This window comes from Hyunsoonleella pacifica, assembly GCF_004310335.1.
GTDB lineage: Bacteria > Bacteroidota > Bacteroidia > Flavobacteriales > Flavobacteriaceae > Jejuia > Jejuia pacifica.
In genome coordinates this window covers 219616-245199 of the sequence record NZ_SIRS01000005.1, presented here as the reverse complement: position 1 = coordinate 245199, position 25584 = coordinate 219616, and the positions used below count along the sequence as shown (strand labels likewise).

General features: G+C 33.6%; 24 protein-coding genes. 19 read left to right on the top strand and 5 right to left on the bottom strand.

Annotated features, from left to right (window positions below):
- From EYD46_RS13090 to EYD46_RS13040, 11 genes are all read left to right on the top strand, one after another.
- Window positions 1-579, top strand: coding sequence for a precorrin-2 dehydrogenase/sirohydrochlorin ferrochelatase family protein (locus tag EYD46_RS13090; RefSeq protein ID WP_130937625.1), 579 nt, complete (start codon window positions 1-3; stop codon window positions 577-579).
- Between the two features lie 82 nt (window positions 580-661).
- Window positions 662-1717, top strand: a complete 1056-nt coding sequence (locus EYD46_RS13085) for an NAD(P)/FAD-dependent oxidoreductase (RefSeq protein ID WP_130937624.1) — start codon at window positions 662-664, stop codon at window positions 1715-1717.
- 238 nt (window positions 1718-1955) lie between these two features.
- Window positions 1956-2699, top strand: coding sequence for a serine O-acetyltransferase EpsC (gene epsC, locus EYD46_RS13080; protein WP_130937623.1), 744 nt, complete (start codon window positions 1956-1958; stop codon window positions 2697-2699).
- Window positions 2683-3573 (top strand): cysteine synthase CysM, encoded by an 891-nt coding sequence (gene cysM, locus EYD46_RS13075; RefSeq protein WP_130937622.1) that lies wholly within the window; start codon window positions 2683-2685, stop codon window positions 3571-3573. Before epsC ends, cysM begins: the two co-directional genes overlap by 17 nt.
- A gap of 56 nt (window positions 3574-3629) precedes the next feature.
- Window positions 3630-4637 (top strand): homocysteine S-methyltransferase family protein, encoded by a 1008-nt coding sequence (locus EYD46_RS13070; RefSeq protein ID WP_130937621.1) that lies wholly within the window; start codon window positions 3630-3632, stop codon window positions 4635-4637.
- A gap of 6 nt (window positions 4638-4643) precedes the next feature.
- Window positions 4644-5099: a GNAT family N-acetyltransferase gene (locus tag EYD46_RS13065; RefSeq protein WP_130937620.1), complete on the top strand. Its 456-nt coding sequence runs from the start codon at window positions 4644-4646 to the stop codon at window positions 5097-5099.
- Window positions 5100-5174: 75 nt separating this feature from the next.
- On the top strand, window positions 5175-7850 hold the full coding sequence (gene metH / locus EYD46_RS13060) for a methionine synthase (protein WP_130937619.1): 2676 nt from the start codon (window positions 5175-5177) through the stop codon (window positions 7848-7850).
- Between the two features lie 282 nt (window positions 7851-8132).
- Window positions 8133-9089, top strand: a complete 957-nt coding sequence (gene metF, locus EYD46_RS13055) for a methylenetetrahydrofolate reductase [NAD(P)H] (protein ID WP_130937618.1) — start codon at window positions 8133-8135, stop codon at window positions 9087-9089.
- Window positions 9090-9120: 31 nt separating this feature from the next.
- Window positions 9121-10221 carry an acyloxyacyl hydrolase gene (locus EYD46_RS13050; protein ID WP_130937617.1) on the top strand — a complete coding sequence of 367 codons (1101 nt, stop codon included), beginning with the start codon at window positions 9121-9123 and terminating at the stop codon, window positions 10219-10221.
- 10 nt (window positions 10222-10231) lie between these two features.
- Window positions 10232-10657, top strand: a complete 426-nt coding sequence (locus EYD46_RS13045; protein WP_130937616.1) for a VOC family protein — start codon at window positions 10232-10234, stop codon at window positions 10655-10657.
- Between the two features lie 6 nt (window positions 10658-10663).
- Window positions 10664-11410, top strand: a complete 747-nt coding sequence (locus tag EYD46_RS13040) for a head GIN domain-containing protein (protein ID WP_130937615.1) — start codon at window positions 10664-10666, stop codon at window positions 11408-11410.
- On the opposite strand, the gene EYD46_RS13035 is transcribed toward EYD46_RS13040, so the two are convergent.
- From EYD46_RS13035 to gldA, 3 genes are all read right to left on the bottom strand, one after another.
- On the bottom strand, window positions 11396-12583 hold the full coding sequence (locus EYD46_RS13035) for an acetate/propionate family kinase (protein ID WP_130937614.1): 1188 nt from the start codon (window positions 12581-12583) through the stop codon (window positions 11396-11398). The genes EYD46_RS13040 and EYD46_RS13035 overlap by 15 nt on opposite strands.
- Window positions 12584-12585: 2 nt before the next feature.
- The gene (pta, locus tag EYD46_RS13030; protein ID WP_130937613.1) at window positions 12586-14676 is read right to left on the bottom strand and encodes a phosphate acetyltransferase; all 2091 of its coding nucleotides are present in this window, start codon (window positions 14674-14676) and stop codon (window positions 12586-12588) included.
- A gap of 157 nt (window positions 14677-14833) precedes the next feature.
- Window positions 14834-15727: a gliding motility-associated ABC transporter ATP-binding subunit GldA gene (gene gldA / locus EYD46_RS13025; RefSeq protein ID WP_130937612.1), complete on the bottom strand. Its 894-nt coding sequence runs from the start codon at window positions 15725-15727 to the stop codon at window positions 14834-14836.
- Window positions 15728-16009: 282 nt separating this feature from the next.
- Here gldA and EYD46_RS13020 point away from each other — a divergent pair, with 282 nt between their 5' ends.
- The 4 genes from EYD46_RS13020 (at window position 16010) to EYD46_RS13005 (ending at window position 20075) form a co-directional block, all read left to right on the top strand.
- Window positions 16010-16837, top strand: coding sequence for a prephenate dehydratase (locus tag EYD46_RS13020; RefSeq protein ID WP_130937611.1), 828 nt, complete (start codon window positions 16010-16012; stop codon window positions 16835-16837).
- Window positions 16834-17979 carry a pyridoxal phosphate-dependent aminotransferase gene (locus tag EYD46_RS13015; RefSeq protein WP_130937610.1) on the top strand — a complete coding sequence of 382 codons (1146 nt, stop codon included), beginning with the start codon at window positions 16834-16836 and terminating at the stop codon, window positions 17977-17979. The genes EYD46_RS13020 and EYD46_RS13015 overlap by 4 nt, the downstream gene beginning before the upstream one ends.
- Window position 17980: 1 nt before the next feature.
- Entirely contained in the window at window positions 17981-18832 is an 852-nt protein-coding gene (locus EYD46_RS13010; RefSeq protein ID WP_130937609.1) for a prephenate dehydrogenase, read from the top strand.
- A 160-nt stretch (window positions 18833-18992) separates the two neighbouring features.
- Window positions 18993-20075 (top strand): bifunctional 3-deoxy-7-phosphoheptulonate synthase/chorismate mutase type II, encoded by a 1083-nt coding sequence (locus EYD46_RS13005; protein ID WP_130937608.1) that lies wholly within the window; start codon window positions 18993-18995, stop codon window positions 20073-20075.
- Between the two features lie 72 nt (window positions 20076-20147).
- Here the strand turns inward: EYD46_RS13005 and EYD46_RS13000 are convergent, their stop codons facing one another.
- Together EYD46_RS13000 and EYD46_RS12995 are read right to left on the bottom strand one after the other, a co-directional pair.
- On the bottom strand, window positions 20148-20672 hold the full coding sequence (locus EYD46_RS13000; RefSeq protein ID WP_130937607.1) for a hypothetical protein: 525 nt from the start codon (window positions 20670-20672) through the stop codon (window positions 20148-20150).
- 148 nt (window positions 20673-20820) lie between these two features.
- Window positions 20821-21270 carry a hypothetical protein gene (locus EYD46_RS12995; RefSeq protein WP_130937606.1) on the bottom strand — a complete coding sequence of 150 codons (450 nt, stop codon included), beginning with the start codon at window positions 21268-21270 and terminating at the stop codon, window positions 20821-20823.
- Between the two features lie 187 nt (window positions 21271-21457).
- Between EYD46_RS12995 and EYD46_RS12990 the strand changes: the two genes are divergently transcribed.
- The 4 genes from EYD46_RS12990 (at window position 21458) to EYD46_RS12975 (ending at window position 25582) form a co-directional block, all read left to right on the top strand.
- Window positions 21458-22090 (top strand): T9SS type A sorting domain-containing protein, encoded by a 633-nt coding sequence (locus tag EYD46_RS12990; RefSeq protein ID WP_130937605.1) that lies wholly within the window; start codon window positions 21458-21460, stop codon window positions 22088-22090.
- Window positions 22091-22134: 44 nt separating this feature from the next.
- Window positions 22135-23085 (top strand): ribosome small subunit-dependent GTPase A, encoded by a 951-nt coding sequence (gene rsgA, locus EYD46_RS12985; protein ID WP_130937604.1) that lies wholly within the window; start codon window positions 22135-22137, stop codon window positions 23083-23085.
- Window positions 23082-23534, top strand: a complete 453-nt coding sequence (gene dtd, locus EYD46_RS12980) for a D-aminoacyl-tRNA deacylase (RefSeq protein ID WP_130937603.1) — start codon at window positions 23082-23084, stop codon at window positions 23532-23534. Before rsgA ends, dtd begins: the two co-directional genes overlap by 4 nt.
- A gap of 134 nt (window positions 23535-23668) precedes the next feature.
- Complete coding sequence (locus EYD46_RS12975; RefSeq protein ID WP_130937602.1) at window positions 23669-25582, top strand: DUF3857 domain-containing protein; 1914 nt, start codon at window positions 23669-23671, stop codon at window positions 25580-25582.
- Window positions 25583-25584 lie beyond the last annotated feature (2 nt).

Genomic DNA, 25584 nt, shown 5'->3' with positions numbered 1-25584 from the left:
ATGGAACGTAATAATTTATATCCTATTTTTTTAAAGACTAAAAACTTAAATGTACTTATTGTTGGAGGTGGATTTGTAGCAGAAGAAAAGCTAACGTTCTTATTAAAATCGAGTCCGGATGCGCATGTAACCATGATATCTCCCATGTTTAGAGAAGGTACAACCGCATTGGCAAAAAAAGGGTGTGTCACTTTAATTGAAGATACCTACCAAAAAAAGTATTTGGAAGGAAAGCATATTGTAGTTGCAACGACTGATGTGCCTGAAGTAAACGTTCAGGTGTGGAAAGATTGTAGAGCCGAAGCGAAATTGGTTAATGTAGCAGATAATCCACCGTATTGCGATTTTTATATGGGCGGTATTGTAACCAAAGGCAATGTGAAAGTAGCTATTTCCACAAATGGAAAATCGCCAACAACAGCAAAACGGTTACGACAATTTTTTGAGGCTGTAATACCTGAAAATATTGACGATTTAGTAAAGAATTTAAACGAGTATAGAAAAACAATAAAAGGAGATTTCGAGGAGAAAGTGGAAACACTTAACGAATTTACCAAAGGACTAATTAGTAAGAAATAAAATGACGATTAGCCCCTAGCTTTTTGCGATTAGCAACTAGCGAATGGCTAAAAGCAAATAGCTAAAAGCAAATTTTTAAAAAATGATAAAAACAGATATAATTGTAATTGGTGCTGGCCCTACAGGGTTATTTACTGTATTTGAAGCAGGATTATTAAAATTAAAATGTCATTTAATTGACGCATTACCACAACCAGGTGGACAGTGTTCTGAAATTTATCCTAAGAAACCTATTTATGATATCCCTGCGTTTCCAGAGATTTTAGCTGGGGATTTAACCAAAAATTTGTTGGAACAAGGAAAGCAATTTGAACCTGGATTTACATTAGGTGAGCGTGCTGAGACTATTGAGAAGCAAGAGGATGGCTCTTTTATTGTAACTACCAACAAAGGTACACAACATCAAGCACCAGTTGTAGCGATTGCTAGTGGTTTAGGAAGTTTTGAACCAAGAAAACCACAACTTGAAAACCTTGCTAAGTATGAGGATAAAGGTGTGGAATATATGATTAAAGAGCCAGAAATATACCGTGATAAAAATGTAGTAATAGCTGGTGGAGGAGATTCTGCTTTAGATTGGAGTATATTTTTAGCCGATGTAGCAAAGAGTGTAACCTTAGTACATAGACGTAATGAGTTTAGAGGACATTTAGACTCTGTTGAAAAAGTACAAGACTTAAAAAATGATGGTAAAATCACTTTAATTACACCTGCTGAGGTTACCGATATTTTAGGAGACGATAAGGTTGAGGCTATAGAAATTACCAAAAAGGGAGAGGAACCAATTCGAATAGAGACTGATCATTTTATTCCATTATTTGGGTTGTCGCCTAAATTAGGACCTATTGCAAACTGGGGCTTAGAGATTGAAAAAAATGCTATTAAAGTGAATAATGCTTTAGATTACCAAACTAATATTCCTGGGATTTTTGCAATTGGAGATGGTAACTATTATCCTGGAAAACTAAAGTTGATATTATGTGGTTTCCATGAAGCTACTATTATGTGTCAAGCGGCTTATAAAATTATAAATCCTGGTAAGAAATTTGTTTTAAAGTACACTACTGTTAGTGGTATTGATGGATTTGATGGTACTAGAAAAGAAGCACCAAAAGCTGTAGTACAAGCCATTAATTAAGTTTGAAAATAACTTTGGCGGATATTGCCCGCGTTGTCCTGATAGCTATCGGTAGTGGGTAACCTGCTTGCCTCACGCAGGCGCTCAAAAAGAACATAAAAACATAATCCTGCAAGGTGTAAAAGCTTTGTAGGATTTAATGTTTCATAACAATGAGATTTACAGAGATAAGTTTTACTTTTATCAACTGAAATTAAAAGGTCACACATGGCTTGTAAGAGCCAATAGATATTATCACATGAAAAGTTATAACGTTTGCTTAAAAGATACGGCTAAAACCTTTACAAAACGCTTGTTTTACTCCTTGTTTGATTGTGAGCAGGAAGAGGAGCATAGTGACTATTTGGAGAAAACGTTTTTGAAGATTCTTACTGCTTTAGAGATAGAAAACGGTGCTACTATTTGGGATAGTTTTAAGGCAGAATTACCTAAGATTAGAAAAAAGCTGGATTTAGATGCTGTTGCATTTGAACAGAACGACCCCGCATCGCACTGTTTACAAGAAATTTATTTGGCCTACCCTGGGTTTCATGCGATATCAATTCACAGGTTAAGTCATGCTTTGTATAAGCGCAATGTGTATATTTTACCTAGAATGATGAGTGAATATGCGCATGGTATGACAGGTATTGATATTCATCCAGGTGCTACTATTGGTGAGTCGTTTTATATAGATCATGGTACTGGAATTGTAGTTGGAGAAACTGCTATTATTGGTAAGAATGTAAAAATGTATCAAGGAGTTACACTAGGAGGTGTTTCCATATCTAAAAGTTTAGCAAAAACTAAGCGTCATCCTACTATAGAAGATGGAGTGTGCATTTATGCAAATGCCACAGTTTTAGGAGGCGACATTGTTATTGGCGCAAACAGTATTATTGGAGCTAATGTTTGGATTACCCAGTCTGTTCCAGAAAATTCATTGGTAACCTATCAAACAGAAATTAAAATAAGACCGAAAAAGAATGGCATACGAGAATAGCATTATTGGCCAGATTGGAAATACACCTTTGGTAGAGGTAACGCATCTGCTTAAAAAAAATGGGGTAAAACTGTTTTTGAAGTTAGAAGGGAACAACCCAGGTGGCAGTGTAAAAGATAGGCCAGCTTTTAATATGATAAACGAAGCTCTAAAACGCGGCGACATAAAAAAAGGAGGCACTTTAGTTGAAGCTACTAGTGGAAATACAGGGATTGCATTAGCTTTTATTTCGAAGCTTTTAGGTTTAAATATGGTATTAATTATGCCTGAGAATTCTACTGAAGAGCGTGTGAAAACAATGCGCGCCTATGGTGCTGAGGTAATTTTAACACCTGCAGATATAGGTATTGAAGGTTCACGAGATTTAGCCTTTAAACTTCGTGATGAAAAATGCTACACATTGTTGAATCAGTTTGAAAATGATGACAACTGGAAAGCACATTATAAAACTACAGGGCCAGAAATTTGGAGAGATACCGAAGGTGAGATTACACATTTTGTGGCTACTATGGGTACTACGGGAACTATAATGGGAACATCAAGATTTTTGAAAGAGCAAAATCCAGATATCCATATTGTAGGTGCACAACCTGCGGATGGCGCAAGAATTCCTGGGATTAGAAAGTGGTCACCAGATTATGTGCCTAAGTTTTTTGAGCGCTCTAGAGTGGATACTGTTATTGATGTTTCTGAAGAAGATGCTAAAGCTACCACTATAAGTTTGGCTAAAGAGGAAGGTGTTTTTGCAGGTATGAGCAGTGGTGGCTCTATGTATTGTGCTTTAAAAACAGCAGAGTCTATTGATGAAGGTGTTATAGTAGCTATAATTTGTGATAGAGGCGACAGGTATTTATCATCAACATTGTTTGAATAATATCTGAAATTTTCTACAAGGTTTTAAAAACCCTGTAGATGTCAAAGAAATTGAAAATGTCAAAAATATACGAGGCGTTAAAAGAGCGCATTTTAATATTAGATGGTGCAATGGGTACCATGATACAGGCTTATAAATTTACGGAAGAAGATTATAGAGGTAAGCGTTTTAAGGATTATCCAACTCCATTACAGGGTAATAATGATTTGTTATCTATAACGCAGCCTGAAGCTATAAAAACCATTCATGCCAAGTATTTTGAAGCCGGTGCCGATATTGCAGAGACCAATACCTTTTCGGGTACAACTATCGCTATGGCAGATTACCAAATGGAAGATTTGGTGTATGAGCTTAATTACGAATCAGCAAGAATAGCCAGAGAAGTAGCTGATGAATTTACTGCAAAAGAACCACATAAACCAAGATTTGTAGCGGGGTCTATTGGTCCTACAAACCGTACTGCAAGTATGTCGCCAGATGTAAATGACCCTGGATATCGTGCTGTAACGTTCGATGAGTTGCGCATCGCTTATAAGCAGCAAGTTGAAGCGTTATTAGATGGTGGTGCCGATATACTGTTAGTGGAAACGGTTTTTGATACCTTAAATGCCAAAGCAGCTTTATTTTCTATAGAAGAAGTAAAAGCAGAGCGTAATATAGAAGTCCCTATAATGCTTAGTGGTACTATTACAGACGCTTCGGGGCGTACCTTGTCAGGACAAACAGCAGAAGCATTTTTGATTTCGGTATCGCATGTACCATTATTATCTGTTGGTTTTAATTGTGCTTTGGGAGCTAATTTATTGCAACCACATTTAGAAGCGATTGCAAATAAAACAGACTTTGCTGTTTCTGCACATCCAAATGCTGGATTGCCAAATGCCTTTGGAGAATATGACGAAACTCCTGAGGAAATGGGTGCTCAAATTGAAGAGTATTTAAAAAAGAACTTAATGAATATTGTTGGGGGATGTTGTGGGACAACTCCTGAGCATATTAGGGTAATTGCTGATATTGCGGCAAAATATAAACCGCGTAGTTATGCTGAAGTTGTTTCAGTATGATATAGAATGAATGAGACTGATAAAATAATAATAAGAAATACAGTACCTGATGATCTTGATAAGATTGTAGTTCTTGAAAAAAATGATAGTCAGTTTGTGCAAGAATATAGTAAAGCTGAGCATCAAAATATAATAGAAGAAGAACAGCATTTATCTATATTCGAAAAGAAAAGTGAAGCTTTAATTGGATATATAATATTAGCAGGGATATTTAGTAAAAATAAAATTATTGAATTTAGAAGAATAGTTGTTTCTAAAAAAGGACTAGGCTATGGTAAAGATGCAATTAGGTTGATAAAACAAATTTGTTTTACTCAATTGAAAGCAAAACAAATTTGGCTAGATGTTTATGAAGACAATTTAAGAGCTATTAAGCTGTATCAATCGTTAGGTTTTAAAAAAGATAAAGTTAAAACCATAAATGGACGAAAATTGTGGATTATGTCGCTACATCAATTATGATTTTAAAAGTAGTCTAAAGTAAAATTGAAAAGGATTATTTTCTAAGCTGTTTATTACAGTTGAGCAATATAAATAATGAAGATAAAACAAACCAAATACATGAAACTGTCAGGATTAGAGCCACTAATCCTTAATGAGAACAGCAACTTTATAAACGTTGGAGAACGTACTAATGTTGCTGGTTCTAGAAAGTTTTTGCGTTTAATAAAAGAAGAAAAATTTGATGAGGCTTTAGATATAGCAAGACATCAAGTTGATGGTGGAGCTCAAATTATCGACATTAATATGGATGATGGTTTGATTGATGGTAAAGAAGCCATGGTACGTTTCTTAAACTTGATAGCTGCTGAACCTGACATTTGTCGTGTGCCTATTATGATAGATTCTTCTAAATGGGAAATTATTGAGGCTGGTTTACAAGTGGTGCAGGGAAAATGTGTTGTAAATTCTATTTCATTAAAAGAAGGCGAAGAAAAATTTATTTGGGAAGCTACTCAAATTAAGCGTTATGGGGCCGCGGTAATTGTTATGGCTTTTGATGAAGTTGGGCAAGCCGATAATTATGAACGTAGGATAGAAATAGCCAAACGTTCTTACGATGTTTTGGTTAACAAAGTTGGCTTTCCTTCAGAAGACATCATATTCGATTTAAATATATTTCCTGTGGCAACAGGGATGGAAGAGCATCGTAAAAATGCTATTGATTTTATAGAAGCCACACGTTGGGTTAGAGAAAATTTAGAAAATGTTTCTGTTAGTGGAGGAGTAAGTAATGTGTCATTCTCTTTTCGAGGTAATAATATAGTCCGAGAAGCGATGCACTCGGTGTTTTTATATTATGCTATTCAAAATGGAATGAATATGGGTATTGTAAATCCAGCAATGTTGGAGGTTTATGATGATATCCCAAAGGATTTATTAGAACATATTGAAGATGTTATTCTTGATAGATGTGATGATGCTACCGAACGTTTATTAGATTTTGCAGAGACAGTAAAAGGCTCAAAAAAAGAAAAAACGGTTGACTTATCTTGGAGAGAAGGTACTGTTCAAGATAGAATTACCCATGCTTTGGTAAAAGGTTTAGATGCTTTTATTATTGAAGATGTTGAAGAAGCACGACAAGCAGCTTCCAAGCCGATTGAAGTGATTGAAGGCAATTTGATGATTGGGATGAATGTGGTAGGTGATTTGTTTGGCGCTGGTAAAATGTTTTTGCCTCAGGTGGTAAAGTCGGCCCGTGTGATGAAAAAAGCTGTAGCCTATTTAAATCCGTATATAGAGGCTGAAAAATCAGATACCTCAGAGCCTGTTGGGAAAATATTAATGGCTACCGTAAAAGGTGATGTACATGATATTGGTAAAAATATAGTGAGTGTGGTATTGGCTTGTAACAACTACGAAATAGTTGATTTGGGAGTAATGGTGCCACCAGAAAAAATAATACAAACAGCTATTGAAGAGCGTGTGGATGCCATTGGATTGTCTGGGTTAATTACGCCTTCGTTGGACGAGATGGTGTATTTGGCTAAGGAGATGCAAAACAAAAATTTTGAAGTCCCCTTATTAATTGGTGGTGCTACCACATCCAAAGCGCATACAGCAGTGAAGATTGATACGCAGTATGAAAATGCTGTGGTACATGTAAATGATGCGTCGCGTGCAGTAACAGTGGTTGGCGATTTATTAAACAAGAAAACGTCTAACGCTTATGTAGCAAAACTTAAGAAGGATTATGATGAATTTCGTACTAAGTTTTTAAAACGAGGTAAAGAGAAATCATATATTTCTATTGAAGAAGCACGTAACAAAAAGTATAAGATTGATTGGGAGACTTCTGAAATTGTAAAGCCTAAAGAAATGGGTGTACAGATTTTGAAACAATTAAGCTTAAAAGAGCTGCTGCCTTTTATAGATTGGAGTCCGTTTTTTAGAAGCTGGGACTTACACGGTAAATACCCTGATATTTTAAAAGATGATGTTGTTGGCGAACAAGCAACGCAATTATTTGAAGATGCTCAAGATATGATACAACAGATTATTGCAAAACAATTGTTGAAACCAAAAGCAGTTTTTGGTTTGTTTGAAGCAAATACGATTAATGATGATGATATTTCTGTAAAGAAAAAGGGAGAAGAAATAGCGATATTTAGAACCTTGCGTCAGCAATTAAAAAAACGAGAAGGAGTTCCCAATCATGCTCTGGCAGATTTTATTGCACCTGAAAGTGCAGGAAAAACAGATTATGTTGGGGCGTTTTGTGTGAGTGTTTTTGGAGCTCAAGAATTAGCTGAAAGTTATAAAGCAAAAGATGACGATTATAATGCGATTATGGCGCAAGCGATAGCAGATAGATTTGCTGAGGCTTTTGCTGAATATTTGCACAAACAGATACGTACCAAACATTGGAGTTATGCAGCAGATGAGGATTTGAGTAATGATGATTTGATTAAAGAAAGTTATAAAGGTATTCGTCCTGCTCCTGGTTACCCAGCTTGTCCTGACCATCTGGAAAAGGAAACGATTTGGGAATTATTGGATGTTGAAAAATTGATTGGGGTAACACTAACCGAAAGTTTGGCTATGTGGCCTGCAGCAGCAGTCTCTGGGTATTATTTTGCTAACAAAGAGGCAAAGTATTTTGGTTTGGGTAAAATCACGGATGACCAAGTAACTGATTATGCTGAAAGAAAAGGCATTGACATAGAGAAGGCTAGAAAATGGCTACATCCTAATATAAGCCCCTCCTAACCTCCCCGAAAGGGAGGAAACTTATACGTGAGAATTCGTTTGAGTAAGGTTCCTCTCCTCTGGAGGGGTTAGGGGAGACCTCGAATGAGTGGTGCGTTAGGGATTGTAGAGGAAAGCCCACAGCCCGACGTAGGAGGTGCGAGGACTTGTAACGTAAAGCCCGACCTGTAGCGATCCTGCAAGGTTTTTTTAACCTTGTAGGTATGAGCGGAAGGTAACGCCCAAAAAATAAAAATATTAATGAAGAAATTCCCACCTACGCGGGAATGACAAAACCGAGTTATGAAAGTAACAGACCATATTAAGAACGCTAACGGAAAAACATTGTTTTCGTTTGAGGTAATACCACCTAAAAAAGGTAAAAATATTCAGGATTTATATAATAATATAGATCCATTAATGGAGTTTAAGCCACCGTTTATTGATGTAACAACGTCTCGAGAGGAGTACGTTTATATCGATAAAGGTAACGGACTTTTAGATAAGCGTATTACACGTATGCGTCCTGGTACGGTGGGAATTTGTGCGTCTATTATGCATAAGTATCAGGTGGATGCCATTCCACATTTATTGTGTGGTGGTTTTACCAAAGAAGAAACGGAATATGTGTTGGTAGATTGTCATTATTTAGGTTTGGATAATGTTATGGCACTACGAGGTGATTCTATGAAAGATGAACCTTATTTTAAACCAATCAAAGGCGGCAATGCCTTTGCTAGTGATTTAGTACAACAAATTGCTGATTTGAATCGTGGTAAGTATTTACATGACGATGTTGAGGTAGAACATAATTCTGATTTTTGTATTGGTGTAGCTGGATATCCCGAGAAGCACATGGAAGCCCCTTCTTTATTAACAGATTTAAAACGTTTGAAAGCTAAGGTAGATGCTGGTGCTGATTATGTAGTAACGCAGATGTTTTTTGACAATAAAAAGTATTTTGAATTTGTTGAAAAAGCTCGAGAAATGGGTATTAATGTGCCTATTATTCCAGGAATTAAGCCAATAGCTGTAAAACGTCATTTGCAACTCCTACCGCAAGTATTTAAAATTGATTTACCGCAGGATTTAATTGATGCTGTAGAGGATTGTAAGGACAATAAAGCCGTAAGGCAAGTTGGGATAGAATTCGCAATTCAACAATCTAAGGAACTATTAGATTTTGGGGTTCCTGTACTGCATTACTACTCTATGGGTAAGAGTGATAATGTTCATGCTATTGCTAAAGCATTATTTTAAATAGTACATTTGCGGTGGTTGAAACCCAAATATGAAGTTATTTAATACCTACTTTTTAGTCTTATGTTGTTTTAGTGCTCTTGCGCAAGACAAAACACATACTTCTTACGTTGATACGAATTATTTTGGTGGTTATATTGGCCTTCACAATAATGAGATTCTGCATTTAATACAGGAACATCCCAGTGGTGTTATTCTTAGCTGGAATAAGAAAACTTTTGGCTTTGAAGATTGGGAACAGCGCTTTAACTATCCAGATTATGGATTTTCGTTAGCGTACCAAAATTTTAATAATCCTGTTTTAGGTAATAATGTGTCTATTTATGCGCATTACAATTTCTATTTTTTAAATAGGAATTTAATGTTTCGTATAGGGCAAGGTTTGGCTCATAATTCTAATCCTTATGATAGAGAAACTAACTTTAAAAATGTAGCCTTTGGTTCTACTTTAATGAGTAGCACTTATGCGATGATTAATTACAAAAAAGAACGCATTTTTGATAGGTTTGGTTTACAAGCAGGGTTTTCGTTAATTCATTATTCTAATGCTAATGTTAAAGCGCCTAATAATGGCACAAATACTATTGCTTTTAATCTAGGAGTAACTTATAATTTAGATGAAGAAGTACTAGAATATCAAAAAACTTTAGATAAAAAAGCCGATAAAAAATTTACAGAACCCATAAGATATAACGTTGTATTTAGAAGTGGGATTAACCAGAGTGATTTAATTGGCAGTGGACAATACCCATTTTATATTTTTTCTGGATATGTAGATAAGCGTATCAATAGAAAGAGTGCATTACAGGTAGGTACTGATGTGTTTTTTTCAAACTTTTTAAAAGAGTTAATTCGATTTAGAAGTGTAGCCTTTCCTAATGAAGGACTTTCAGGAGATGAAGATTTTAAACGTATTGGTGTATTTGTAGGTCATGAATTGTTTGTAAATAAAACAAGTTTATTATCTCAATTAGGATATTATGTGTATTACCCTTTTGAGTTTGAGGGGCGTGTGTATATAAGAGCAGGACTAAAACGTTATTTTGGTAAGAAATGGTTTGGAGCTGTAACCTTAAAATCACACGGTTTTAGGGCAGAGGCTGTTGAGTTTGGGATTGGCTTAAGATTATAATTTTGAAATTATGGAGCAGAGATTAACTATTGTAGGACTGGGGGTTAGTGACTTAAAGAAGGCTACTACGTTTTATGAAGAGAAATTTGGCTGGGAAAAAGCTGATTCAAGTACTGATACGATTACATTTCTTCAATTAAATGGCATTTTGTTGTCTTTGTATCCCAGAGAAAAGTTAGCAGAAGATGCGCAAGTACCGCATGGAGGAAATGGATTTAAAGGATTTACTTTGGCGCATAATTTAAGATCTAAAACGGAAGTTGATCAACTGTTTTCTGAGTTAGAACAAAAAGGTGTAACCATTGTAAAACAACCTGAAGAGGTGTTTTGGGGAGGCTATAGTGGTTATGTATCTGATTTAGATGATAATTTATGGGAAATAGCGTTTAATCCGTTTTTACCATTAGATGAAAAAGGTAATACTTTGGAAACATAGTTTAAAATGAAAAGGATAAGTTTCATATTAGTTTTACTTATAATTTTTGCTTGTGATAGTGAAAATGCAAATGACTGTTTTCAAAAAACCGGTAATATTATTCAAGAAGAAATAGATCTTGCAACCTTTGATAAAATTCTTGTAAATCGGGATGTAGAACTAATTTTGAAAGATGATGTTGAGCAAAAGGTAATTATTGAAACGGGAGAAAATTTATTGAATGATGTTAGCGCTATTGTTGAAAATGGAAAACTAATAGTAAGCGATAACAATAATTGTAATTATGTTAGAGATTATGGTGTTACAAAAGTATATGTAATCTCGCCAAATATTACTGAAATAAGAAGTTCTACGCAATATGATGTTAGATCTGATGGCGTTTTAACATATCCATCAATTACTATTTTATCTGAAGATTTTATCGTTCCAGATACGTTTTCTGTAGGAGATTTTATTTTAGAAATAAATAATACTAGTTTTAATGCAGTATTCAATGGATTGTCTATTGCTTATATTTCGGGCAGTACCACTAATTTAAATGTGAATTTGGCAGGAGGGGATTCTCGTTTTGAGGCTAGAGCTTTAGAAGCTCAAAACATTACCATTTTTCATAGAAGTTCTAATGATATTATTGTAAATCCACAACAAGGAATAAAAGGTAAAATTGTTAGTACAGGTAATGTTATTTCTATAAATACACCACCAATTATAGATGTTGAAACATTATTTAATGGTCGCTTAATTTTTGAATAAGTCTACAGCTTGTTTAGCAATTTCTAATTCTTCATTTGTTGGTATAACTAGAACTTTAACTTTAGAATTTGTGGCATGTATTTCAGTTAAATCCTTTGGCCTAATAGTGTTCTTTTTATTGTCGATAGAAATTCCTAAATAATCTAAATCTTTGCAAGCTTGGGCTCTTATTTGTGGTGCATTTTCTCCTATACCAGCTGTAAATACAATAGCATCCAGTCCGTTCATAACTGCAGTATAGCTTCCAATGTATTTTTTAATGCGGTAGCTGCTCATCTCAAGAGCTAAAAGGCAGTCTTTGTTTCCTTTTTCAGCTTCACTCAAAATGTCTCTTAAATCACTAAATCCGGTAAGACCTAACATGCCACTCTTTTTTTGCAGCATTGTATTGACGTCTTCCAAACTATACCTGTATTTTTTAGCCAAGTGAAAAATTATAGATTGATCTATATCTCCAGAGCGTGTACCCATAATTAATCCGTTCACAGGAGAAAATCCTAAAGAATGGTCTATACTTTTTCCATCTTTAATAGCTGTCATGCTACATCCATTACCTAAATGGATAGTAATAATTTTAGAGTGTGTTTTACCAAGATATGAAATAGCCTGTTGTGAAACATATTTATGGCTTGTACCATGAAATCCGTATAATCTGATATTATCTTCTTCAGAATATTTCTTGGGAATGGCATATTTATAAGCATATTCAGGAATACTTTGATGGAATGCGGTATCAAAAACAGCAACTTGTTTTGCGTTGGGAAACGTGGTTTCTGCGACTATAATTCCTTCTAAGTTTGCTGGGTTATGTAAAGGTGCTAAAGACGATAACGCTTTAATTTTATCTTTAACATCTGATGTGATTTCTGTAGTGTTTCCAAAGTGTTTACCACCATGTACTACACGATGACCAACAATACTAATATCATCAGTAGATGTAATAATACCTGTTTTAGTGTCTAAAAGTTGTTTTGATAACAATGCCAAAGCTTCATTATGATTAAGAATAGGTGTTACAACCTCAATAGCATCGCTTTGCGTCTTAAATTTAAACTTGGCATCTTCAAAACCTATACGTTCTATTAATCCAGAACACAAAATCGTTTCTTGAGGCATTAAAAATAGTTGAAACTTTAATGACGAACTTCCTGAGTTTATTACAAGTACTTGCATATTTATTGGTCTTGAGCTTGAATTGCGGTTATAATTACAGTACTGTAAATATCATCAGCAGTACAGCCTCTACTTAAATCGTTTACAGGTTTGTTTAAGCCTTGTAACATTGGACCAATGGCTAAGGCTCCTGTTTCTCTTTGTACAGCTTTATAAGTATTGTTGCCAGTGTTTAAATCTGGAAAAATCAATACACTTGCTTGTCCTGCAACTTCAGAATCAGGCAATTTGCTTTTGCCAATACGCATATCTACAGCTGCATCATATTGAATAGGGCCTTCAATTTTAAGATTAGGGACCTTTGCTTTTACAATTTCGGTTGCTTCTCTAACACGTTCTACGTCTTCTCCTTTTCCTGAGGAACCAGAAGAATAAGATAACATGGCAACTTTAGGTTCTATACCAAAGTTTTTTGCAGATTCTGCGGAAGAAATAGCAATTTCTGCTAATTGCTCTGAATTAGGGTTAGGGTTAATAGCACAATCTCCAAAAACAGAAACACGATCTTCTAAACACATAAAAAATACAGAGGATACAATATTAACGTTTGGTTTGGTTTTTATAAACTGCAACGCAGGACGCAAGGTGTGTGCTGTTGTATGAATAGCTCCAGAAACCATCCCATCTGCATGTCCTTTATGTATCATCATGGTAGCAAAATAAGACACATCTGCCATGGCATCTCTTGCCATATCCAAGTTAACATCTTTGTGTTTTCGTAATTCATAAAAAGTATTTACGTAATCTTCAAAGTGAGGGGATTTTTGCGGAGAAACAATACTTATGTTTTTAGTGTTTAAAGGGATATCAAATTTTTCAATTTGTTCTTTAATTTTATTGGATTCCCCAATTAAGGTTAAATCTACCACATGTGCATCAATTAATCTTGCTGCTGCGCGAAGTACGCGTTCGTCAGAACCTTCAGGTAATACAATATGTTTTTTCTCTTTTAAAGCGCGTTGTAACAGATTGTATTGAAACATTCTAGGAGTAAAAATATCCGATTTGAATGTAATAAGTTTATTAGAAAGTTCTTCTGTATCTACATATTTTTCGAAGGTTGAAATAGACGTAGATATTTTATCTGTATTTTCAGCATAGATTCTTGATTTTACTTTGCCAATTGCATTAGTGACATTAAATGTACCATCGTTAACACTAATTATAGGTACAACACTAGAGAGACCTTCAATTAATTTTAAAATAGAATCTTCGGGAAGTAAATTTCCAGTTAATACAATACCTGAAATTTTAGGATAGTTTTTTGAAATATTTGCTTGTAAAGCGCCTAAGATAATATCTGCTCTATCTCCTGATGTAATTACTAAAGAGCCTTCCTTAAGTTTTGTAATATAGTTTCTAAGTTGCATGGCCCCAACTCCAGAGTTCTGTACCTGATTATTCAACATGTCTTTTCCAAACAATACTTTAGCATCTAGGGCTTGGGCTATTTCTTTTAAAGTTGGATTTGCTAAACTTTCAATTTTTGGTATTACAGTAATATTTGTACCGCAATTTATACGTTCCTTCAAGGCTTTTTTTAGATTGGAAATACTATCAATTTCTACTTTATTGGTTATAATAGAGAGTACATCTACCTCTTCTTTAAATGTATCATGAGACAGCTGTACGTTATCTACAATTTCTTTATTGTCTTTTTTATCTCCGTTTACTACAATAATAACTGGAATACCTAAGTTTTTAGAGATAAGCATATTAATATCTAACTCTAAACTAGAGTTTTCATGAGAGAAGTCTGTGCCTTCTACCAAAACTAAATCAAAGCGTTCTTCTAAACTCTTATATTTTTTTATGATTTCGTCTAATACTTCTCCAGATTTTCCTTGGTTGTAGAGTTCTAGTACTTGGCTTCTGGTGTATGCGTATGTTTTTTTATAGTTGAGATCTATGTCAAAATAAGATAAAACCGTATTTATATGATTGTCTCGTTTTCCAGCCTCAACATCTTCTATTATTGGTCTAAAGTAACCTACTTTGGCAGTTTTACCTAAAAGCATACGCATTAAACCCAAAACTACAACAGATTTACCACTATTAGACTCTACAGTAGCAACATAAATTCCTTTGCTCATTCTTTAGTTTATTTTGTTATAAAGATACTTTAAAAGTTAGGTTGTAAAGTATGTTTTATAAAACTATTATGAGGCAAAATTAGTTTGAGATTATTCTTTTGAAGATGATAATTGTCATGATTTGTATTAACTATAGTACTTTTATAGTAAAAGAGTTTTAGTTGCTTGTTAACTCTCTAAATAAACTCTCCAAACTTGCATTCTTTTGATTAAGCTGTAAAATTTTTAGTTGATTGTCATGTGCAAAATCAAAAACATAAGAGCGCATGTCTTCTGATGTTTTAAATGTGATTTCATAAACAAAGTTATGAGTGTTTACTACATTTTCAACTTTAGGAAGTTTTAAAAGAAAGGCATCCTCAACCCGATAATCAAACTCAACTATAACGATTTGCTCTTTTTCATCCCGAAGATCTTTAAGTTTTTTATCTGCAACAACTTCGCCTTTATTAATAATAATTACTCTATCACACATAGCCTCAACTTCTTGCATAATATGTGTTGAAAGAAAAACGGTTTTGGTTTTGCCGATAGATTTAATAAGATTTCTGATATCTATAAGTTGATTAGGATCTAAACCAGTAGTGGGTTCATCTAAAATTAAAACCTCTGGGTCGTGTAATAGTGCTGTAGCTAAACCAACACGCTGCCGATACCCTTTAGAAAGCTGTCCTATTTTTTTATGAACTTCTGGAGCTAACCCAGTCATTTCTATAACCTCGTTAATTCTAGATTTTTCAATATTGTAAACGTTTGCATTAAATGCAAGGTATTCCTTTATGTACATTTCTAAGTATAAAGGATTGTGTTCTGGAAGATAGCCAACACTTTTTTGTATGTCTTGAAGTTGTTGAGTGTTATGGTTATTAACTTTAATATCGCCTGATGAAGATTTTATATAGGTGGTTAAAATTTTCATCATAGTAGATTTTCCAGCGCCGTTAGGACCAAGAAAGCCTACAATTTCGGGTTGTGCTATAGTAAAGGAAATGTTATTTAAGGCCTTTTGATTACCGTATAACTTAGAGACACCATTAACTTCAATAGACATATTTTAAAAATTTTTATCAAAAATAATGATTATGTAATGTAATTTGAATTTTGTTAGAAATTCTTTAAATCTTTTTAAAAAAGCATAAAAAAAAGATTTATTGTATTTTGATTTCTTAAAATAATAACTACTTTAGCAACCGTAATTATGAGAACAACAACGTATTATACATATTTTAACTTTTTTTATTTCTTTTTTAATAGGGAAATCGAGACGTTGTGTGTATAATTAAACAATAATATATAATACTACAAGTCTCGATGAAAATCGAGACTTTTTTTTATGATTAATACGGTAGCCATACAAGGAGTTAAAGGGAGTTTTCACGATATAGTATCAAAGGAGTTTTTTGAGAATTCTGTTGATATTATTGAGTGTATGACTTTTGATCGTGTAGTAAATGCACTAATTAACAAAGAGTGCGATGCTGCTATTATGGCTCTAGAAAATTCTATAGCAGGTTCAATCATCCCTAATTATGCCTTAATAGATGATTATGAACTGCATATTGTAGGAGAGCATTATTTGGATATTCAACATAATTTGATGGCTTTACCAAATCAAAGTATTGAAGATATTAAGGAGGTGTATTCGCATCCAATGGCCTTACTACAGTGTAAAGATTTTTTTAAGAATTATCCGCATATTAAACTAGTTGAAGATAAAGATACTGCTGAGGTTGCAGAACGTATTCAAAAACAAGGTTTAAAACAGGTTGGCGCTATTGCTAGTGTTTTAGCGGCAGAGATTTTTAAGCTAGATATTTTGGCGCATAGTATTCAAACCATAAAGCATAATGAAACCCGGTTTGCTATTGTAAAACGTACAAACTCTGAGGTTTCTGAGAGTGAAATTAATAAAGCTTCTATAAAGTTTGAAGCAGATCATAAACGAGGTAGTTTAGCGACTATTTTAAACGTAATGAGCGATTGTAATTTGAATTTAACTAAGATACAATCACTGCCAATTATTAAAACGCCATGGAAGTATGCGTTTTTTGTTGATGTTACTTTTGAAGCTTATGCAGATTTTGAAAAAGCGAAATCTTTAATTGAAATTATGAGTCCCAGTTTTAAGTTGTTGGGAACCTATAAAAATGCAAAGTCATGATAGAAGTTGCTAAGCGATTACATACAGTTGAAGAATACTATTTCTCTAAAAAACTAAGAGAAGTGGGGTTGCTTATTGCAAGTGGAAAGCCTATCATTAATTTAGGAATTGGTAGTCCGGATTTGCAACCACCACAAAAAGTGATTGATGCTATTTCGGGTAGTTTAATGGATGCCACTGCGCATAAATACCAAAGTTACCAAGGGTTGCCAGAATTGCGAGAGGCCATGGTAGCGTTTTATAAAGATCATTTTGGTGTTAAAGTAAATGCGACCAATGAGATATTGCCTTTAATGGGAAGTAAGGAAGGGATTATGCATATTTCCATGGCATATTTGAATGAGGGAGATGAGGTGTTAATACCAAATCCTGGATATCCTACATATCAATCTGTTACTAAGTTGGTAGGGGCTAAGATTGTAACCTACGATTTGGATGCTAGTAATAACTGGATGCCAAACATTGCAGCCTTAGAGCAAACAGATTTAAGTAAGGTAAAACTAATGTGGGTTAATTATCCACACATGCCAACAGGGTCAACACCAACTGAGACTGTTTTTGAAGAATTAGTAGCATTTGCAAAGCGTCATAGCATCTTAATTGTAAATGATAATCCGTACAGTTTTGTGCTTAATGATAACCCTAGAAGTATTTTAAGTGTTGAAGGTGCCAAAGATGTATGTTTAGAGCTAAATTCTTTAAGTAAAACTTTTAATATGGCAGGATGGCGTGTGGGAATGGTTCTAGGAAATAGCGAGCATATTAGCAATATTTTAAAAGTTAAGAGTAACATGGACTCTGGGATGTTTTATGGCATTCAGAAGGGAGCGATTGAGGCTTTAAAATGCTCAGAAATGTGGTTTGTTACTTTAAATAGTGTTTACAAACGGCGACGTGATTTGGTATGGCAATTAGCAGAGGCTTTAAACTGTACTTATGATAAGAATGCCACAGGAATGTTTGTATGGGCAAAGTTACCGCCATACTTAAAGTCTGAAGAATTTATTGATTTAGTACTGAAAAACAACCATATATTTATCACGCCTGGGACTATTTTTGGTAGTCAAGGCGAAGGTTATATTCGTTTTTCATTGTGTGCATCAACTGAGGTTCTAGAAGAAGCAATTTCAAGAGTTAATTAGGATGAAGCAGATATACGCCATAGGAGTAGGTTTAATAGGAGGTAGTCTTGCTATTGATATCAAAAAGCATAATCCAGATGCGATTATTCATGGTATTAGTAGAAAAGATACAACCTTAAATACTGCTTTGGAGCTAGGGTTGATTGATAAAAAGGCGACTTTAGATGATTTAGAAAATGCTGATTTAGTTATTGTTTCTATTCCCGTGGATGCTACTGTAAAATTATTGCCAACCATTTTGGACAAGATATCTGATACTGGTTTAGTAGTTGATGCTGGATCCACAAAGGAAGATATTTGTAAAGTAGTTGAAAATCATCCAAAACGAAGAAATTTTTTAGCTATGCATCCTATTGCTGGTACTGAACATTCTGGACCAACAGCAGCAATTGAGGGGTTATTTAAAGGGAAAACAAATATAGTTTGTGAGGTTGAAAAAACCACCTTTAAATTGCAAGAAAAGGCATTGAAGTTATTTACGGATATAGGAATGCGAATTAGATATATGAATCCTAAAGACCATGATAGACATATTGCTTATGTATCGCATCTATCACATATTAGTTCCTTTATGTTAGGAAAAACCGTGATTGAAAAAGAGAAAAATGAGCGTGATATTTTCGATATGGCTGGTAGCGGGTTTGCATCAACAGTACGTTTAGCAAAAAGTTCGCCTGAAATGTGGACACCTATTTTCGAACAGAATAAAACTAATGTTATTGAAACATTAGAAGAATATATAAATAACCTTACTCATTTTAAAGAGTTGATGGCAGCTGATGATTTTGCAGCAATTTATGATGAGATGAAGAGTACCAATCGTATAAAGAATATAATAGACAGCCCCACCTAACCTCCACAAGGGGGAGGAACTTAAACACTCGGATAAGGATGAGGCTACATTTAAAGTAAATGAAAAATTTTTAATCATTTTAATATAAATAAGTAAATATATAACAGTGGGTTTCCCCTCCTTTGGAGGGGCTAGGGGAGGCTTCAAATATTAAGTAAAAATGGAAAACAAGAAAGAAATGAGATCTTGGTTAGATGATTTAGGATTGGATCATCCATTAGTAATTGCAGGTCCTTGTAGTGCTGAAACAGAAGAGCAAGTTTTAAAAATTGCACATGAGTTAAAAGATACGGATGTGAGTTATTTTAGAGCTGGTATTTGGAAACCAAGAACACGTCCAGGTAATTTTGAAGGTGTTGGAGCTTTAGGGTTAAAGTGGTTGCAAAAGGTTAAGGCAGAAACAGGTATGAAAGTATGTACTGAGGTTGCCAATGCTGCACACGTGAAATTAGCATTAGAGCATGATGTAGATTTACTTTGGATTGGTGCACGATCTACAGTTTCTCCATTTATTATGCAAGAGATTGCAGATGCTTTACAAGGTACGGATAAACCAGTTTTAATTAAAAATCCAGTGAATCCAGACTTGTCATTGTGGTTAGGTGGTATTGAAAGAATCTATAGTTCTGGTGTTAAGAATATTGGTGCCATCCACAGAGGGTTTTCAACATACCAGAAAACAAAATACAGAAACATACCAGAATGGCAGATGGCTATTGAGTTTCAAAACAGATTCCCTGATATTCCTTTGATTAACGATCCTTCGCATATTACAGGAAAGAGAGATATGGTGTTTGATGTGTCTCAAACTGCATTAGATTTGAATTTTGATGGTTTAATGATAGAAACACATTACGATCCTGATAATGCTTGGAGTGATGCTGCACAACAAGTAACACCTAAGACTTTAGTCCAAATCATGAAAGATTTGAAAATTAGAAAAGAATCTAATGAAGAAGAGGAATACAATAGTACACTAAATAATTTAAGAGCCCAAATAGATGTTGTTGATAATCAAATCATAGAGTTGCTAGGGCAACGCATGAAAGCCTCAGATGGTATAGGAGCATTAAAAAAGAAAAAGAATGTAGCTGTATTACAATCTAAACGTTGGAATGAGATTTTAGGTAAAATGGTTTTAGAGGGAGAGCAACATGGTTTAAGCGAAGAATTTATTTTAAGAATGTTTAAAGCCGTTCATCAAGAATCTATTAACCATCAAGAGAAGATAATAAATGGTTAGATAGATTCCCTTTTAGTAATTAATAAAGAAAGCCTGTTTCAATTATTTTGAACAGGCTTTTTTATTAGAGTTCTATTCGCATTCTAAACATTGCACACGTATGTTATTGAATGTTGCCGTTAGGCTTTCAGAGTCATCAGAAATATTAAGATTACCGGAGATTTTAATAAAAACCCTATTGTTTTCTTCAATACGACTATATTCCGTTATAGTTACAGAGCCAGAATTTGCTTTAATTGTTAGGCTTTCTCTAAAGTTATCGTAGCGTACTGTTGCTCGAATAGGATTGTTATTAATAGGAAAAATTCCATTATTAATAAAAGGGAAGCTACTCTCATCGTCATCATATAAAAAGAGTAAAATTTGATCACCTGTTGTGAAATTGGTAGCAGAAAAGCTACCTTCTATTGTATTGCTTACTTCATAATCTTTTATAAATTGACCTTGTACGGTATCGATTTCAATTAATGGTCCTCCATTGATGCTTATGGTTCTTACATCATTGCTAGGTAGGTTATTCATGTTTTCAGAATCGCTACCACATGCTACAGTAGCAACCAGAAGAGTAAGGATAAATAAAATGTTATATTTTTTCATTGTACTGTTATTTTAGCTTTCATCGTAAAAGGAGTAATAATGTCATCAACCATTTAAAGTTCATGTATAATTGATGAATAGTTTCTTTTCAGAGAAGAGATAAAAAAAGCCTCCGTTTGGAGGCTTCTTAGTACAATAATTTTTTAAATTATTTTTTGTTTCTCTTAAAGATATAGCGAGTAATAAATATACCTTGATTGTCTTTATAACCAGCACTTTCAACAGCGCTGGTTACAAAGGCAAGTTCCCAACCTTCTTCTATCATAGCATTTATTTTTGATGTTATTAAGGCATCGTTTGCTGCTATATTTTGAAAACGAATACCTCCAATGTTAAAAAAGTTTAATAGCTTAGTTTCATCAAAGCCTTTAACTCTAATATCTCCTCGTTTAGACTTATTTCTAGTATTGTCTTCTTCTGTTTGGGTTGATGTGTATTCTTTATAATCTTTTTTGTCGTTTGCGCTAATAATTCTAGAACGCCCTAGACCACTAGGAACAATAGATTCTACACTTGTTACTACTTTAAACTCTACTTGTGCTTGAGCGTCAAGAAAACTAAAAGCACAAATAATCAATACTAATACTAATTTTTTCATGTTGTTGAATTTTAATTATAAGGTTAAAAAATGCTAATATAAAAATACTCCTACGTAAAATGGTTTTGGTTTGAAGTATTTTTTATTAAGGACAGTTAACTAGTTAAAAGGTTGCATTCACTCATTTATATTTTTTAAAACTTTCAATTCAAAGTAGGTTTGATTTATAAAACTTAAAAACTAAAAAATGAAGTTAACAATTACTATGTATTTATTATTAATGTGGTTTACGTCATTATCACAAACTACAATTACAGGGAGTGTCTCTGCAGAAGGGTATTCTCTAGCTGAAGCAAATATTATAATCAAAAACACAAATAAAGGTACCACTACAAGTTTTGATGGAAACTTTAAAATTAAAGCTAATGAAAATGATACACTTGTTGTCTCCTATTTAGGATATAATTCAAAAGAAATTATTGTTGAAAATAAAAAAGAGATAAAGGTTGCTTTGGAAGGTAATATTGCTCTAAATACAGTCGAAATTATAGCTTATTGTAGTCATAGATGTGTCAGGATGTGTTGTGGAGGAATAATAAAACAATCTCATATTACGACGTTTAAATCAGATTTGGTAACAGAAAAGCTATACCCAAACCCTTCAAAGACAGGACGATTTCAACTAAAACTTTTAGAGGAATATAAAACCCTCAATGTACAAGTTTTTAATATCTCTGGTCAGTTAGTTAAGTCTGTAGAGGGTAAACCCAATAATAAAATTTTACAGCTAGACTTGAGCGATATGAATTCTGGAATGTATATCCTTAGTCTTGAAGCCAATGGGAAACAACTAACCACTAAAAAAGCAATTATTGATTGATAAATTAAATTTAAATATTGTTATTTTGTGGTAGAAAAATATGCATGACAGGACGCGTTTATAAATCTACAGGAAGCTGGTATACAGTTAAAACTCAATTGGGAGAAGTATATCAATGTCGTATTAAGGGGAAATTTCGTATTAGAGGTATAAAAAGTACAAACCCAATAGCCGTTGGCGATGTTGTAGATTTTGATTTAGAAACTAAAAATGATGAGGTTTCAGGAATTATCCACAACATTCATGATAGAGCAAACTATATTGTAAGAAAGTCGGTAAACCTATCTAAACAAACACATATTATATCTGCGAATATAGATCAGGTATTTTTAATGATAACTATTGATAATCCACCAACATTTACGAGTTTTATAGATCGTTTTCTAGTTACGGCTGAAGCTTATTCAATAACTACAATTTTATTATTCAATAAGATAGATACCTATGATGAAGAAACACTTTTAGAAGTTAAATATTTAGCACATGTTTACAGGAAAATAGGTTATGAGTGTATTGGTATTTCAGCTAAAACAGGAAAAAATGTTGATAAAGTACAACGTTTAATGAGAGATAAGGTAAGTATGTTTTCTGGTCATTCAGGTGTTGGTAAGTCTACGTTAGTTAATGCTATTGAGCCTAATTTAAACTTAAAGACAAAGGAGATATCAAGTCAGCATATGCAAGGGCAACACACTACAACTTTTGCCGAAATGTTTGATACTAGTTTTGGTGGAAAAATTATAGATACTCCAGGAATTAAAGGTTTTGGGGTAGTAGATATGGACAAAGAAGAAGTTGGAGATTATTTTCCAGAAATTTTTGAGTTAAAACAACATTGTAAATTCAATAATTGTCTGCATCTTAAAGAACCTAAATGCGCTGTAAAAGAAGCTTTAGAAGCTGATGAGATTGCATATTCAAGGTATCGTAGTTATGTGCAGATTTTAGAAGGAGAAGAAGAAAATTACAGAACAGATAATTGGGATAACGAATGAAAGTAGTTATTCAAAGAGTATCAACAGCAAGCGTTACGATTGAAGAAAAAGAAGTAGCATCAATACATGAAGGTTTGTTAGTGCTTCTTGGAATTGTAAATGAAGACACTCAGGAAGATATTAATTGGCTATGTAATAAAATTTTTAATCTGAGAATTTTTAGTGATGAAAATGATGTTATGAATAAATCATTATTAGATGTTGATGGAGATATTATTGTTGTAAGCCAGTTTACACTTCATGCAGCAACAAAAAAAGGAAATAGGCCGAGTTATATTAAAGCAGCTAAACCAGATATAGCAATACCTTTATATGAGTTATTTATAAATACACTAGAACATGTTATTGGTAAAACTGTACAAACAGGAAAGTTTGGAGCTAATATGCAAGTGGGGTTAATTAATGATGGTCCAGTTACTATTATTATTGATTCAAAGAATAAAGAGTAATGTTTATCGATTTTCAAGTATATAATTATTTAATCTGTACGATTTTTAGTTAATTTGAATGTTTCATATATGATATTTATCACTAATTAGCTATTAGCGTTTCTTTACATTTACATCACAAAAACACTTACACTATGTTAAAAAACATGGCACTTTTAGTATGCTTTTTGTTTTCCTTTAAAGGTATTTCTCAAAATTTTTCTTATTCAAGCTTATCTATCCCTGACAACCTAAAAGAACATGCAAATGCAGTGGTTAGGTTACACAAAACTAATGTAGTTATTGACTCTAGGGATAATATGACTATAAGTATTAGACGAATAGTAACAGTTTTAAATAAAGCAGGGAATAAGTTTGTGGAAGCAGGAGCTGGATATGACAATTACCTAAAAATTAAAGGGATAGAGGCTATTGTTTATGATGCTGCAGGGAAGCAAATTAAAAAATTTAAGAAAAAAGATTTTATAGATCATAGTGCAGTTGATGGTGGTACACTATACTCAGATTCTAGAATGTTATTTATGGGATATACGCCAATAAAATACCCTTATACAGTTGAGTTTATTTGTGAGATTAAAACCCCTAATACAGCGGCTATTCCTTCTTGGAAACCTCTAAATGGTTATTTTGTTAGTGTAGAAAAGAATAGCTACGAGATAACAGATAATGCTAATCTAGGTTTAAGATTCAAAGAAAAAAACTTTAAAGGATACGAAACTATTAAAAGTCACTCAACTGAAAATACCTTAAATTATAGTATTGAAAACGTAAAAGCACTAAGACCAGAAGATTTAAGTCCCTCTTTAGGTAATATAAGCCCATATGTATTAGTTACGGTGGAGAAATTTCACTACAATGGTATTGACGGAAATGCAAGTAACTGGAAAGAAATGGGAGATTGGATAAAGCACGATTTGCTTGAAGGAAGGGATAAAGTATCTGAAGAAACCAAAGCTGCCATTTTACAATTGGTTGAGAACGTAGAAGATCCGTTAGAAAAAGCAAAACTTGTATACAACTATGTACAAGGAAATACGAGATACATTAGCGTACAGGTTGGTATTGGAGGTATTCAACCAATAGCGGCTATGGAAGTAGATGAGCTTAAATATGGAGATTGTAAAGGACTAACCAACTATACACAAGCGCTTTTAGGTATTGCAGGGGTAGAATCCTATTACACAGTAGTAGAAGCAGGAAAGGAAATAGTGGATTTTGAAGATGATTTTCCTTCTTTAGCGCAAGGCAATCATATTATACTCTGTATACCTAAAGAAGAAGATATGATCTGGTTAGATTGTACAAGTCAAATACATCCATTTGGTTTTATAGGAGATTTTACTGACGATAGAGCAGTGTTAGTTGTAAAGGAAGATAAAAGTGAGGTTATTAAAACTGTAAACTATCCAGATACTAAAAATCACCAATCTATGAAGGCAACAATAGATTTGAAAGAAGATGCCAGTATTAATGCTTCAATAGAGATAAAAACGAAAGGTATTCAATATGATAATAGGTTTTTTCTTGAAAATCAGTCTAAAAAAGATGTGTTGGAATACTATAAAGAATCGTGGGGATATGTAAATGGTTTAGATGTCGAGGCATATAAATTTAAGAATAATAAAGACGATGTCGAATTTTTAGAAGCTATAACTGCCTATGCAAGGAATTATGCTTCTAAAGTGGGAGACAGAATTATTTTTCATGCCAATGTGTTTAACAGAAACAGTTTTGTTCCTGACAGATACAGGCATAGAACGTTGCCCTTGCAAATTCAGAGAGGATATCTTGATGAGGATGATTTTACAATAAAAATACCTAGTAATTATACCATTGAGGCACTACCTGAAAATATAATAATAACAAATAAATATGGAGAATACCAGTTGAACTTTGTTAATAATGATGATAACTACATCACAGTTAAAAGAAAATTACTGATTAAGAAAGGAGAATATCCTAGCGCTGAATATAAGGCATATAGAATGTTTAGAAAATCAGTGTCAAATAATGATAATTTAAAGATAGTATTAAAGAAAAGTATATAGAA